This window comes from Streptomyces sp. NPDC050147, from assembly GCF_040660195.1.
Taxonomy (GTDB): Bacteria; Actinomycetota; Actinomycetes; order Streptomycetales; family Streptomycetaceae; genus Streptomyces.
In genome coordinates this window covers 214,660-228,164 of the sequence record NZ_JBFALJ010000003.1, presented here as the reverse complement: position 1 = coordinate 228,164, position 13,505 = coordinate 214,660, and the positions used below count along the sequence as shown (strand labels likewise).

The window sequence follows — 13,505 nt, the reverse complement described above, 5'->3', positions numbered from 1 at the left end:
CACATGGCTGGGCAGCGCAACGGGCGCACGGTGCACGACCTGCGGCGGGAGAACCGCGCCGCCGTACTGCAGCGGTTGTACTTCGAGGGACCGATGAGCCGCTTCACGCTCGGCCCCGCCACCGGGCTGAGTTCAGGTTCCATCAGCAATGTCGTGGCCGAGCTGGTGACAGAGGGGTGGGTGGAGGAAGCGGGCAGCGTGGATTCCGACGGCGGGCGCCCGCGTACGCTGCTGCGGGTCGCGCCCGGCCGCGGGCAGCTGATCGGCGTGGACGTCGGCGAGACCCGCGTACGCGTCGAGCTCTTCGATCTGTCCCTGTCCGAACTCGCCCGTACCGAGCGGCCGTTGACCCTGAAAGGCCACGACGTCGGCGGCATCGTGCGGCACATCCGCGACGGGATCGAAGAAGTGCTCGGCGCCGGGGGCGTCACGGAGGAGGGGCTTTTGGGCGTCGGGATCGGCGTACCCGGAATCGTCGCGCGCGACGGAGAAGTCGGTGCCGTCGTACACGGGCAGACGATCGGCTGGAACGCGGTCCCGCTGGAATCCCTGCTGCGGGAGACCGGCCGGGGTCCGACCCGGCTCCCGGCCTCCGCGCCGTACTTCATCGACAACGGTGCCAAGACGCTCGGCCAGGCGGAGATGTGGTTCGGCGCGGGGCGCGGGACGCGCAACGCGGTGGTCGTCCTGTTCGGCTCGGGCGTCGGCGCGTGCGTCGTCACCGAGGACGTGGAGCAGGGCCGGGCCCTCGAGTGGGGGCACCTCACCGTGCGGGTACGGGGCAGACGGTGCCGGTGCGGGGCCCTGGGGTGCCTGGAAGCGTACGCGGGGGCGGAGGCACTGCTCGAACGGTGGCAGGAGGCGGGCGGTCGCCCGCCCCAGGGCACGGACGAGGAGAGCGCACTCACCGCCATGCTCGGCGCCGCGTACCCGCAGGGCGGCGGTGCGGCCGACCCGACGGCCGTGGCGGTGCTCGAAGAGACCGCCGAGTACCTGGGCGCGGGCCTCGCCGATCTGATCAACCTCTTCCAGCCGGAGCGGATCCTCGTCGGCGGTTGGGCCGGGCTCCAGCTCGGGCAGCGTTTCCTGAGCGCGGTGAAGCGGTACATCCCGACCTACGCCCTCTCCTACCCGGCGGGGCGCGTCGCCATCGACCTGGGCCGGCTCGGCCCGGACGCGGTGACGGTCGGTGCCGCGACGCTGCCGCTGGCCGACTTCTTCGCGCGGGGCGGGCGGCGCGCCGCGCCGGTGCGCGAGGCCGAACTGCCGGGCTGGCAGACGGCTTTGGAGGGGCGCCAGCCGTCCTAGGGGTGTTGCACGTCCGCCCTCCTGGCTCCGTCGACCCGTTCACCGTTGGTACGGGGGAGGTCGTCGGTAAGCGGGGGGCTGTCGATACGCGGGGGGTTGTCGGTACGCGGGGGGTTGTCGGTACGCGGGGGGTTGTCGGCGGTCATGGCTTGCCCGAGGAGGGTCACGGCCTCCCTCGACGGTGAGCCGGGCTCGGTGACGGCGAGCACCAGGTGCTGGCCCTCCGCCTGCGGGAGGTTGAGGCTCTGCTGGGTGACGGTGAGGGTGCCGACGAGCGGGTGGCGCATCTCGTAGCGGGCGAAGTCGCAGGGGTGCACCCGGTGGCCGCTCCACATGGTGGCGAACTCCGGGCTTTTGACGGTCAGTTCACCGATGAGCGAGGTCAGCAGCGTGTCGTCGGGATGGCGCCCGGCGACCATCCGCAAATTCTCGACGACGGCCTTGGCCTTCGCCGTCCAGTCGGCGTACAACGCGCGGGTGTGGGGGTCGAGGAAGAGCATTCTGGCGAGGTTGGGGCGCTCCGACGCCCGCTCGGGGCTGTCGGGACTCAGGTGTGCCGCGAACAGCGCGTGGCCGAGTCGGTTCCAGGCGAGCACGTCGGTGCGACGGCCGATGACCACTGCCGGAACACTCTCCAGGGTGCTCAGCAGATGGAGCGTGGTGGCCCCCGCCTGCTCGGCTCGCGGCCGGCGGGCCGGGGTCCGCCTCCTGCCGGCGTCGGCGAGGTCGTGCAGATGCCGGCGTTCCGTCTCGTCGAGGCAGAGCGCCCGCGCGACGGCATCCAGGATCTCCGGGGACGCTCCCACCGACTGTCCCTGCTCCAGCCTCGTGTAGTACGAGGCGCTGACCCCGGCGAGCAGCGCGAGCTCTTCCCTGCGCAGGCCCGCCACGCGTCGCCGGTCGCCGTAGTCCCTCAGGCCGACGTCCGCGGGACGCAGCTGGGAACGTCGCGCGTACAGGAAGTCGCCGAGTCGGCCTCGTTCGCTCATGTCCCCAGTCTGCACCGGCCCGTGTGCGGCAGCCTGACCCTGTCCGGGGTAGGCAGCGGCGGGTCTGGCTGACCTGCGCGGACAGGACGACGGTGGTGCTCCGAAGCCCCACACCATCCCCGGCCATGGAGCATCTCGATGGAACAGAAGAATCAGACGGGTCAGACGGGTCAGACGGGCCGCCACACGGGCCAGACCGCGGGCCAGACCGCGGGCCAGACGAACGAGATCGGCCAGACGGACCAGATCAAACTCGGCAATGTCACCGTCACCCGCGTCAAGGAGTACTACGGCCCCGTCGACATGACGCCCGGCCAATTCTTCCCCACCGTCCCGAAGGACGCCTGGCGCGACGATGTCGCCTGGCACCCGCCGCACTTCCTCGACCCGCGGACCAACATCGTCAACTCCGCGGTGCAGAGCTGGCTGTTGCGCAGCGAAGGGAAGACCATTCTCGTCGACACGGGCGTCGGCAACCACAAGGAGCGCCCGTACGCCCCGGTCTGGAGCCACCTGCGCACCGACTTCCTCGCCGACCTGGGGCGCGCCGGTGTCGCACCCGAGGACGTCGACATCGTCATCAACACGCATCTGCACGTCGACCACGTCGGCTGGAACACCCGCCTGGACGGCAGGGACTGGGTGCCGACCTTCCCGAACGCCACCTATCTGATGCCCAAGGACGACTACGACTTCTGGAACCCCGAGAACGGCCACAAGCCGCTGCTCGGCCGCGGCAACCAGAACGTCTTCGAGGACAGCGTCGCCCCCGTGCACCGCGCGGGCCAGGTGCGCCTGTGGGAAGGAAGCCACCGGATCGACGCCGACCTGCGCCTCGACACGGCCCCCGGCCACACCCCGGGGTCGAGCGTTCTCACCCTTGTCAGCGGGACGGACCGCGCGGTCTTCGTCGGCGATCTGCTGCACAGCCCCGTCCAGCTCGTCCATCCGGATCACAACAGCTGCTTCTGCGAGGATCCCGTCGGCGCCCGCACCACGCGCCGTCGGATCCTGGGCTGGGCCGCGGATCACAACGCGCTGGTCGTTCCCGCGCACCTGGGCGGCCACGGCGCCGCCGAGGTCGAACGCTCGGGCAGCGCGTTCGCCATCAAGGGGTGGGCGCCCTTCACGCCGTACGGGCGTGCGGAGGGAGACGCGCCGTACGTGCGTGCCGAGGGAGACGCAGGTCGCGAGGGTCTGGTGGCGAAGGCATGACCACACAGAGCCGCACAGGGTCCCCTGCTGACGCCCGCACCGTACGCACCGGTCAGGGAGAGGTCGCGGGCGCACGGCACGAGGGCTTCACCGTCTTCCGCGGCGTCCCGTACGCCGCGCCCCCGGTCGAAACCGGGCGCTTCGCCGCGCCGCAGCCGCACGCCCCGTGGAAGGGCGTGCGGGACGCGACGACGGCGGGGCCGACCGCGCCGCAGGCCGAGCGGAAGCTGGGCGCCATCGACATGTCGCCCTACTTCGGCCCCGGTTGGCTGCCCGGCGACGACTACCTCACCCTCGACATATGGGCCCCGGACCGCCCCGCCCGCCGAGGGCGGACCCCGAGTCAGGACCAGAAGCCGGAGCAGCACCAGGCCCTGCCCGTCATGGTCTTCGTGCACGGCGGAGGTTTCGTGGCCGGGTCGACCAGGGCGAGCCTGTATGACGGCACCGCCTTCGCACGCAGCGGTGTCGTCCTGGTGACCGTCAACTACCGGCTGGGGATCAGCGGCTTCCTCGACCTGCCCGGAGCGCCGCGCAACCGCGGCCTCCTCGACATCCTCGCCGCCCTGCGCTGGGTACGGGAGAACATCGCCGAGTTCGGGGGCGACCCCGGCCAGGTCACCCTGTTCGGCCAGTCCGCCGGGGCCACCCTCACCGGTGCCGTCATCGCCGCCCCCGAGAGCAGGGGTCTCCTGCGGCGCGCCATCATCCAGAGCGGCAGCGGCCTGGGCGCCTTCTCGACCGAGCAGGCGGCCCGCGTGACGAAGGCGGCAACGGCGGCCCTGGGCATCGCGCCGGACGTCGATGCCTTCGAGGAAGTCTCCGACGCACGCCTGGTCGGGGCGGTGGCCCGGCTCGGCGGGATCGACCTGCGGACCACGACCGCGTACGACCCGCTGATCGGGCTCAGTCCGTTCAGCGTGGTCGCGGACCGGCAACCCGCCGACGCCATCGCCGCCGGAGCCGACAGCGCCGACGTCGATCTCCTCATCGGCACCAACGCCGACGAGGGCAGCCTCTATCTCGTCCCCTCGGGCGCCTACGCCGCCTCGACGACAGCCGACGTCCGCGCCGCGGCCGAACGCTCCCACCCCGACCCGGACTTGCTCGTCGACACCTATCGCGCCGCGCACCCCGGGGCCTCCCCCGGGCAGCTGCGCTCCGCCGTCATGGGCGACGCGCTGTTCGGCAACGGAAGCTGGGCCCTGGCCGACGCTCACGCCGATCGGTCCTCCGGCACCACCTACAGCTACCGGTTCGACTGGCGCTCCCCCGCCCTCGACGGACTGCTCGGGGCCACCCACACGACGGAGCTCCCCTTCGTCTTCGGTCTCGACCCGGCCCGACCAGGCGGCTTCGGCTCCCTGTTCGGCCCCGGCAGCCCGCCTCCCGACCTGGCTCCCCGCATGCACGCCGCCTGGATCCGCTTCGCCCGCCACGGCGACCCCGGTTGGGCTCCGTACGACACCCGCCACCGGATCACGACGGTCATCGACCGTCGCTGGACGGTGCACGAAGACCCGCGCGGTGACGTGCGCCGGGTTTGGAGGCGGTGAGCGGCAGGACGGGCAGGTCGGGGGCGGATCGGGCGGTGGGCCGTGCCTGCCGAAGAGACGGTATGAACTCATCGCTCGACCGGTCCGCCGCCTTCCTCTTCCCCGACACCGAAGACCACCACGGCGTGCTGCCCCCGCTGCTCGTCGTGCTCACCTTCGTCACGGGTCTGGTCGACGCCGTCAGCTTTCTGGGTCTCGACCGTGTCTTCGTCGCCAACATGACCGGCAATGTGGTCTTCCTCGGCTTCGCGCTCGCCGGTGACGTGCAGCTCTCCGCGACGGCTTCGCTCCTCGCGGTCGGGGCGTTCGTGGCGGGCGCGTGGACGGGCGGGCGGATCGCGCCACGGGTCGTGCGGCCACTGCGGCTGTTCGCGCTCCTCGTCGGCGCGCACGCCGTGCTCGTGGCGGCGGCCCTGTCGCTCGACCTCGCCGCCGACGCCAGGCACGCGCTGATCGTGCTGCTCGCGCTCGGCATGGGGCTGCAGAACGCCGTGGTCGGCAAGCTCGCCGTGCCCGACCTCACCACCACCGTCCTCACGCGCACCCTGACCGGGCTGGCCTCCGACCGGCTCGGCCCGGCGTCCGTACGCAGGGCCGTGTCCGTCACCGCGATGTTCGCCGGCGCCCTCGCGGGCGGGCTGCTGCAGATCCACCACGGCACTGCCGCCGCGCTCGCGCCCGCACTCGTCCTGCTCGCCGCCGTCACGCTGGCAGCGGCCCTGCCCGGCGCGACCGCGCCACGTGCGACCTGATCCGCCTACCGCGCCTCCTCGACGAGCCGGGCGAGATTCGCCAGCGCCATGCGCGTCCCCGTCTCGTTGTCGGCTGCGGGCACGCTGTCGGGGATTCCTTCGTGCAGAACGAGGACATCGGTTCCGCCGCCGTCCGCGTCGGTGAGCGTGGTCGTCATGGTCATGGTGCCGCTCAGGCCGGGGTCCTCGGTCTCGAACGCGAGCACCTCGACCACCTGCTCGTCCGGCACGAGCTTCGCGAAATGGCCGTGGTACGTGTCGGTGTGCGCGGCCGATTTGCCGGTGCCCGACTGCCCGTCGTAGGTGAGCGAGACGCGGAAGCGTCCGCCTTCCCACGCTTCGAAGGCGTGCACGTGACTGCTCATGCCGTCCGGGACGCGCCAGCGCGCGATCGCCTCCTCGTCCACAAGCGCCTGATAGACGGCCCCGCGCGGGGCGTTCACATGCCCGGACACCTGTGTCGAGTACATGAGAGCCAATCTAGGACGTCGGCCGCTCGCGCGGAACGTCGTCCTCGTGCGCCAAGTCGTCGTCCTCTTCCGGGAGCCGGCGCCCCAGGCGCGCCAGCGGGGACAGGGCCATGAACAGGGGAGACAGCGCCAGGCCTACGGCGGTCAGGAGCAGACTCGTGCGCGGCCCCCACGCACCGGCCAGGAAACCGCCGAGCAGCGATCCGAAGGGCGTCAGGCCCATCCCGACGAAGTTGATGGTCGCGACGACCCGTCCCTGCATCGGCACGGGCGTGACGGCCTGTCGTACGGCCATGAGCGTGACGTTGACCAACTGACCGAAGACGCCGAAGACGAAGTTGATCGCCATGAGTGAGCCGATGGTGGCGGCCGTGGATCCGTGCAGGGCGGGAACGCAGAGCATCACACCGTCGGCGAGGACCGCCGAGGCCACCACCACCCTGCCGTAGCCCAACCTCTCCGGCAGCCGCGCCGCCAGCAGCGAGCCCACCACCGCGCCCGGCCCCATGGCGGCGAGCGCCAGGCCGACCGCCATGCCCGACAGGTGCAGTTCGCGCGGCAGGAAGAGCAGATAGACGGTCATCACTGCCGCGAACGAGAACTGGAAGAGGGCCGAGGCAACTCCCACGGCCCGCAACGACGTGTTCTTGACGACGAAGCGGAGACCTTCCCTGATCTGTCGCCGGACACGCGGAGGGCGGTCGTCCTGCGGCAGTACTTCTCGTCGGCGGATGCGACGGATCGACACGAAGGACAGCACGAAGAAGAACGCGGCGGCCATGGTGGCGATCGGCGCGGAGAACAGCGACACCATCGCGCCACCGAGCGCGGGCCCACCGATCTGTGCCGCGGATCTGCTGCCTTCGAGCGCGCTGTTGCCCACCAGCAACTGGTCACGCTGCAACAGCCGTACCAGCGAGGCCTGGTAGGCCACGTCGAAGAACACGCTGAGGGCACCGACGAGGAAGGCGATGACGAGGAGGGCCGGGACCCCGAGCACTCCGAGCAGGTACGCGAGGGGGATCGCGGCGAGCGCGAGGGCACGCCCCAGGTCCGCGAGGACCATCACGTCGCGGGCTCGTCGACGGTCCACCCACGCCCCGGCGAAGAGCGAGAAGAGCAGGATCGGCGCCTGCTCCACCGCGCGGAGGGCGCCGAGCTGACCGGCACCGACGTCGAGCGCCACCACGGCGACGAGCGGCAGCGTCACTTGACCGGCCTGCGCTCCGAGCTGCGAGGCGGTCTGCCCCGACCAGAGGGCGCGGAAGTCGGCGTCACGCCACAGGCTGGACCGGCGACGCGCGGAAACGGCACGGGAAGCGAACGGCACGAGGGGCCCCTTGAGGCAGAGAGGGATGCACCGTGCCGCAGCTCATGGGCAGCACGCGATGACAGGTCGATGACGACCAGGAGGTCAGCGCGCGCTTCAGCGACCGGGCATCTCAACTCTCCGAGGGGTAGGCGTTGTCGGCAGGCTAGCGGTCGGCCGTTCCGGCACGGAAGTGCTTTTCTCCGGGGTGCGCGTACCCTCGGGCGGATGACCCGCCGCACGCCGCCGCGCCCTTTGGACGTGGAGCGGCTCTTTCCCGAGGTCGTGCGCCACAAGAAGGAGGCGGTACGGCTCCACCCGCGCGCGGGCGGGCCGACGTACCGCCAGAGTTCCGTCGGCGGTCCGCTGCTCTGGCCCGAGCGGGAGCCGTGGCCGGTGTGCGACGAGCACGGCGGGGCGCCGATGGTGGCCGTCGCGCAGATCTACCGGGCCGATGTCCCGGACGTCGTCGCCTTCCCGGAGGGGTGTGACGTGCTCCAGGTGCTGTGGTGCCCGCGCCGGCACAGCGACGGTCCGTGGGTCGTCCCCCGGGTCCACTGGCGGGCGGCGGGCGAGGTGCGGCAGGTGCTCGACGCTCCGCCCGCGCCTACCGAACGGCACGAGAACTACGTGCCGCGCCCTTGCGTCGTACATCCGGAAAGGGTGACGGAGTACCCCGGCTGGGACCTCGCGGACGACCTGTGGGACGCCCTGGAGCCACGGATCCAGCAGGTCCTGGCGGAGACCGGCTGGGATTACGAGTACCACCTCTCCACCGCTCCGGGTACCAAGCTGGGCGGCTACCCCGCGTGGGGCCAGGACCCGCAGTGGCCGGCCTGCACGGAGTGCGGCCGGCCGATGGAGCACCTGCTGACGTTCGAGAGCACCGAGAGCGATGCCGGTTCAGCGCGGGCCTGGACTCCCGTCGAGGACCGCGAGGTGCGCTACGAAAGCGCGGGGATGATGTTCGGCGACATGGGTGGGGTCTACCTCTTCGAGTGCCTCACCTGTCCTGGCCGTCCGGTCGCCCACCGCGTCGACTGCGCCTAGCCCGGCCGGGACGTGCCCGGCCGGAGCGTCCCCGGCAGGGCGCGGCGGCGGTGTCAGGCCGCGGCGGGCGTGGCCTGCTGGGTGAGGCGGGTGACGACCTCGGTGAGGGCCGTGGCCACCTCGGTGTCGTCGGCCGGGTGGGTCTCGGCGAAGCGGGTCAGGGAGGCGGGGATGGACAGCTTGACGTCCTCCACGACCACGCCGCCCGCGATGCCCGCGGCCTTGCGGGCGTCGTCCTGCGCCCACACGCCGCCGTACTGGCCGAAGGCGGTGCCGACGACGGCGACCGGCTTGCCGGAGATCGCGCCGGCACCGTACGGGCGGGACAGCCAGTCGATCGCGTTCTTGAGCACGGCGGGCATGGTGCCGTTGTACTCCGGCGAGAAGAGGAGGAAGGCGTCGGCGCTCCCCGCCACCTCGCGCAGGCGGGCCGCGGCGGCCGGGACGCCGCCCTCGACGTCCACGTCCTCGTTGTAGAAGGGCACGTCCGCAAGGCCTTCGAACAGCTCGACGTCCACACCCGCGGGTGCGTGCTTGGCCGCGGCTTCGGCGAGCTGGCGGTTGTGCGAGCCGGCGCGGAGGCTGCCGACGAGGGCGACGATGCGTACAGACATGGCGTAACTCCTGAAAAGGGTGGGCGGGGTCTCTATACGGGATACGGAGCAAGCGGACCGGGGTCCGTTTAAAGTTGTACCACCAATCCGGACCGCGGTCCACTTAGTGGCTCGGGGCGCTACGCTGGATCCATGACCGGCTCCGATACCCCACCCCTCCCTTCGCCCGACAGACCGGTCGGGGCGACCGAGCTCGCGCTCACCCCGGTGGGCGAGCCGCCGTCGCTGAGGGCCGACGCGGCGCGCAACCGCACGCGGCTGCTCGACGCCGCCTCACAGCTGATGGCGGGATGCGGTGCCGCGCAGCTGACCATGGACGCGGTGGCCACGGCGGCGGGGGTCGGCAAAGGGACCGTCTTCCGGCGCTTCGGTGACCGCAGCGGGCTCCTGGTCGCCCTGCTCGACCACCGCGAGCAGCAGCTCCAGGCCGCCTTCCTCTCCGGCCCCGCCCCGCTGGGCCCCGACGCCCCGCCCCTGGAGCGCCTGCACGCGTTCGGGCCCGCCCTGATCCGCCACGAGCGCGACCATCACGAACTGATCCTGTCCTCACGGACCGACCCGCTGCGCACCTACGCCGTCCCGGCGAACCGGCTGCGGCTCACGCACGTCACGATGCTGCTGCGCCAGGCCGGTGTCGCGGGCGACGCCGAACTCCTCGCGCACACCCTGCTCGGGTCCATCGACGGGGTCCTCGTGCACCACCTCACCGTCGAGCGCGGCATGCCGCTCGACCGCGTGGAGGCCGGATGGCACGACCTCGTCACCCGTCTTGTGACGTCACCGTCTTCAGCCGCCTGATCCCGCCGTCCGGCAGAGCCGTTGCCGCCCGGTGGTGCCTCACCCCGCCGCGGCCCGGGACGGCGCTCCGTTCTTGCACGCGCTCACCAGGGCGAAGGTGAGGAACCTCCCCTCGTCGGCGGTGAGCATGTCGAGCACCGGCTGGTTCGCCGCCCGGCCGTCCGGGAGGTGCTCGGCGCAGGCCCGCGTCCACCGCAGCCAGTCCTGCCAGCCGTCCTCCTGGAGGCGTGCGGAGGTGACCGTCACCAGGTCGGTGATCGCCCACTGGAAGCGCCACCACTCGGCCGTGTGCCAGGCGAGCGCCTCCCAGCCGACGAGGTTCTTGATGTGCGGCGGGATCGCGCCGAGTTCACGGATCTCCTGGGTCATCGCGGGAGTCGCCATGCCCAACTGCCCTCCCGGGCGCAGGAATCGCAACAGGTACGGCAGGTAGTTGTCCGCCGTGCCGAAGTACTCGAAGGCGTCGATGCTCACGACGGCGTCGAAGCTCTCCTCGTCGAACGGCAGGGCGTGCGCCTCCGCCCGCACGGCCTCCACCCGGTCCCCCACCCCGGCCTCGGCGAAGACGGCCGCCGCCTCGTCCGCGGCGATCCACCAGTCGGCGGCGACGACCTCGACGCCGTACTCGCGGGCCAGGAACACCGAGGTCGCGCCCTTGCCGGAGCCCAGGTCGAGCACGCGCATCCCGGGGCGCAGATCGAGATCCTCCGCGAGGTTCTCCAGGAGCCACAGCGGGTGGGGGCCCATGTCGAGGCCGAGCACCCAGGCCGGGTCGTAGCCGGAGGAGCGCGGGTAGCGGTCCGGGCGTACGAGGTTGTCCAGGGCCGTCATGAATGATCTCCGTGGCTACTGAGAAGGGTCGTCGTCAGTCGTCTGCCTGCGGTGTGCCGGCGGAGAGAAGCAGTCACCTCTACACGCCGATCGCGCCGTCTATCCGCTCGCGGAGCAGGTCGGCGTGGCCGTTGTGCCGGGCGTACTCCTCGATCATGTGGATGAGCACCCAGCGCAGCGACACCGTTCCGCGCCATCCGTCATCGCCCTCGATGTCGAGGTCGGGCGCTTCGGCGACGAGGCGGTCGGCGAACGCCACCTCCGAGCGCCAGGCGTCCCACGCGGCAGCGATGACGGCCGGTTCGGGGTCGGCGCCGTCGAAGTCCTGGTCGGGGTCGGCGTCGGTGCCGAAGAGGAGCGGCGCGTCCTGACCGCAGAGCACGCGCCGGAACCAGCGGCGCTCCACGTCGGCGAGGTGTCGGACGAGGCCGAGCAGCGAGAGCGTGGAGGGTTCCACGGACCGCCGGGCCAACTCGGCCTCCAGACCGGCGCACTTCAACTCGAGCGTCGTGCGCTGGGCCGCGAGGAAATCGACGAGCATGAGCCGCTCGTCGCCGGTGGTGCGCGCGGCCAGTCGGCCGTCCCGCTCTTCGTCGACGAACAGTCCCGCTCGCCTGCGTCCGCTGGTCATGCGCACCATCCAATCCTGGGCGTCAGGTCCCGGGCCAGCAATTTTCGGCGGCCGTGCGGTCATGCGGTCGCGCGGTCATGCCGACGTGGCGAGGAACTGCGTCGCCGCCAGCTCTCCGTACAGAGGGTCGGACGCCACCAACTCCTCGTGGGTGCCGGAGGCATGGACCCGCCCCGCGTCCATCACCACGATCCGGTCCGCCAGCGTCACCGTCGAAAGGCGGTGCGCCACGACGAGGACCGTGACCTCCTGGGAGACCTCCGCGACGACGTCGCGCAGGGCCAGTTCGTTCACGGCGTCGAGCTGCGAGGTCGCCTCGTCGAGGAGCAGCAGGCGCGGTGTGCGCAGGAGTGCCCTCGCGATCGCCACGCGTTGGCGTTCGCCGCCGGACAACTGGGAGCCGCGGTGGCCGACCAGCGTCTCCAGACCGTCCGGAAGCCGGTCGACGAGGGTGTCGAGCCGGGCGCGTACGAGCACGTCCGCGATCGCCTCGTCGGTCGCGCCGGGCGCACCGAACAGGAGGTTCTCGCGCAGGGTCCCCGCGAGGACGGGCGCGTCCTGCTCCACATAGCCGATGACGGAACGCAGTTCGGCGAGCGGCCACTGCCGCACGTCACGGCCATCGACGAGGACGCGGCCGCCCGTGGCGTCGTAGAACCGCTCCAGCAGGCCGAAGACCGTGGTCTTGCCCGCGCCCGAAGGGCCGACGAAGGCGGTCATGCCGGGGCCCGGGATGTCGAAGCTCACGCCGTGATGGACGTACGGAAGGGCGTCCCGGTAGCGGAAGGTCACGTCCTCGAAGGTGACCGCGGCGGGACCGCGCCGCCTCGCGCCCGCCGCGGGCTCGGTGAGGTCCTCCGTCTCCAGGCGTTCGGCCCGTACGATCCGCGCGATGGCCGCGGAGCCGACCTGATACTGCGAGACGCCCTCGACGAGCCGCGAGACCGGGTCGATCAGGTAGAAGAGGAAGAGCAGGAAGGCCACGAGCGTCGAGACCGAGATGGCGCCGGACGCGACGCGCGCGCCACCGATGCCCAGGACGGCGAGGAAGGAGACCTGCACCGCGAAGCCGACCGAACTCCACGCCACCGCCTGCCACTTGGCGGAGCGCACCCCATGCCGCCAGGCCTCCTGCGCCGCGGCCCGCACGGCGGCGGTCTCGCGCTCCTCGGCGCCCGACGCCTTGAGCGTGCGGAACGCGCCGAACGCCCGCTCCAGCGCGGTCGAGATCGTGCCGACCGCCTCCTGGGCCCGCTCGGTCGCCTGAGCGATCTTCGGCATCACCAGGGCCACCGCGCCGCCGATCAGCACGATCACGCCGAGGGTGACGCCGAGCAGGACGACGTCCATGAGGCCCATCATCACGATCGTCGCGATGAAGGAGAGACCGCCCGCGACGGCGGACACCACGGATTGCGTGGTGACCGCGCGCAGCAGCGTCGTGTCCGAGGTGATCCGGGACATCAGATCACCGGGCTGGGTGCGCTCCACCTCCGGCAGGCGCAGCCGCAGGAGCCGTCCGATCAGGGTGCGCCGGGCCGCGAGCACCACGGATTCGGCGGTGCGTTCGAGGACGTACGCGCCGACGGAGTCGATGGCGGTGCCGAGCACCACGAGCGCGGTGAGCAGCAGGATGATCCCGGTGATCGAGTCGTCGCTGCCGAGCCGGTCCACCAGGGCTTTCGCTGCGAGCGGCTGGGCGAGGCCGGTCGCGGCGCCTATCAGGGTGCACAGGGCGCCGAACGCGACGACCCAGCGGTGCGGGCGGAAGTATCGGTACAGCGCCCGCCAGGTCTCCCCCGCGGAGAGCCGCTCCTGCCCCGGTCTGTCCGGGGCCGGTCTTTCGTCGGCCGGCTGTTGCGGCTTGTTCTTGGTCACGTAAGGCAGGACGCCGGAGACAGTGATCTACCTGACCGGCCGCCCGGGGCTTCGCCCCGTAACCCAGAACCGGACACGGAGTTAGAGGATTTGTCGAATTCATT

13 protein-coding genes are annotated in these 13,505 nt (G+C 71.7%); 6 read left to right on the top strand and 7 right to left on the bottom strand.

The features are described from left to right. The first annotated feature begins 3 nt into the window (after positions 1-3). Complete coding sequence (locus AB0I94_RS07600) at positions 4-1,308, top strand: ROK family transcriptional regulator (RefSeq protein WP_363308508.1); 1,305 nt, start codon at positions 4-6, stop codon at positions 1,306-1,308. On the opposite strand, the gene AB0I94_RS07595 is transcribed toward AB0I94_RS07600, so the two are convergent. Further along, on the bottom strand, positions 1,305-2,297 hold the full coding sequence (locus AB0I94_RS07595; RefSeq protein WP_363308507.1) for a helix-turn-helix transcriptional regulator: 993 nt from the start codon (positions 2,295-2,297) through the stop codon (positions 1,305-1,307). The two genes, AB0I94_RS07600 and AB0I94_RS07595, sit on opposite strands and share 4 nt — an antisense overlap. 138 nt (positions 2,298-2,435) lie before the next feature. Here AB0I94_RS07595 and AB0I94_RS07590 point away from each other — a divergent pair, with 138 nt between their 5' ends. The 3 genes from AB0I94_RS07590 to AB0I94_RS07580 all read left to right on the top strand — a co-directional run bounded on the left by AB0I94_RS07590 (position 2,436) and on the right by AB0I94_RS07580 (position 5,820). Further along, a complete protein-coding gene (locus AB0I94_RS07590) occupies positions 2,436-3,512 on the top strand; it encodes an MBL fold metallo-hydrolase (RefSeq protein WP_363308506.1) in 1,077 nt (358 codons plus the stop codon). After that, positions 3,509-5,068 (top strand): carboxylesterase family protein, encoded by a 1,560-nt coding sequence (locus AB0I94_RS07585; RefSeq protein WP_363308505.1) that lies wholly within the window; start codon positions 3,509-3,511, stop codon positions 5,066-5,068. Before AB0I94_RS07590 ends, AB0I94_RS07585 begins: the two co-directional genes overlap by 4 nt. Positions 5,069-5,130: 62 nt before the next feature. After that, positions 5,131-5,820: a YoaK family protein gene (locus AB0I94_RS07580; RefSeq protein WP_363308504.1), complete on the top strand. Its 690-nt coding sequence runs from the start codon at positions 5,131-5,133 to the stop codon at positions 5,818-5,820. A 5-nt stretch (positions 5,821-5,825) separates the two neighbouring features. On the opposite strand, the gene AB0I94_RS07575 is transcribed toward AB0I94_RS07580, so the two are convergent. Further along, the gene (locus tag AB0I94_RS07575; RefSeq protein ID WP_363308503.1) at positions 5,826-6,290 is read right to left on the bottom strand and encodes an SRPBCC domain-containing protein; all 465 of its coding nucleotides are present in this window, start codon (positions 6,288-6,290) and stop codon (positions 5,826-5,828) included. Positions 6,291-6,300: 10 nt separating this feature from the next. Continuing rightward, positions 6,301-7,620 carry an MFS transporter gene (locus AB0I94_RS07570; protein WP_363308502.1) on the bottom strand — a complete coding sequence of 440 codons (1,320 nt, stop codon included), beginning with the start codon at positions 7,618-7,620 and terminating at the stop codon, positions 6,301-6,303. Positions 7,621-7,827: 207 nt separating this feature from the next. On the opposite strand from AB0I94_RS07570, the gene AB0I94_RS07565 reads away from it, so the two are divergent. Continuing rightward, the gene (locus AB0I94_RS07565) at positions 7,828-8,649 is read left to right on the top strand and encodes a DUF1963 domain-containing protein (protein WP_363308501.1); all 822 of its coding nucleotides are present in this window, start codon (positions 7,828-7,830) and stop codon (positions 8,647-8,649) included. Positions 8,650-8,702: 53 nt separating this feature from the next. Here AB0I94_RS07565 and AB0I94_RS07560 read toward each other — a convergent pair whose 3' ends face one another. Continuing rightward, positions 8,703-9,263 (bottom strand): NAD(P)H-dependent oxidoreductase, encoded by a 561-nt coding sequence (locus tag AB0I94_RS07560; protein ID WP_363308500.1) that lies wholly within the window; start codon positions 9,261-9,263, stop codon positions 8,703-8,705. Between the two features lie 132 nt (positions 9,264-9,395). On the opposite strand from AB0I94_RS07560, the gene AB0I94_RS07555 reads away from it, so the two are divergent. Continuing rightward, positions 9,396-10,061, top strand: coding sequence for a TetR/AcrR family transcriptional regulator (locus tag AB0I94_RS07555; RefSeq protein ID WP_363308499.1), 666 nt, complete (start codon positions 9,396-9,398; stop codon positions 10,059-10,061). Positions 10,062-10,100: 39 nt separating this feature from the next. Here the strand turns inward: AB0I94_RS07555 and AB0I94_RS07550 are convergent, their stop codons facing one another. From AB0I94_RS07550 to AB0I94_RS07540, 3 genes are all read right to left on the bottom strand, one after another. Further along, entirely contained in the window at positions 10,101-10,892 is a 792-nt protein-coding gene (locus tag AB0I94_RS07550; RefSeq protein ID WP_363308498.1) for a methyltransferase domain-containing protein, read from the bottom strand. Positions 10,893-10,971: 79 nt separating this feature from the next. Further along, positions 10,972-11,523, bottom strand: coding sequence for a DinB family protein (locus AB0I94_RS07545; protein WP_363308497.1), 552 nt, complete (start codon positions 11,521-11,523; stop codon positions 10,972-10,974). Positions 11,524-11,598: 75 nt separating this feature from the next. Then, positions 11,599-13,305, bottom strand: coding sequence for an ABC transporter ATP-binding protein (locus tag AB0I94_RS07540; RefSeq protein WP_363308720.1), 1,707 nt, complete (start codon positions 13,303-13,305; stop codon positions 11,599-11,601). Positions 13,306-13,505 lie beyond the last annotated feature (200 nt).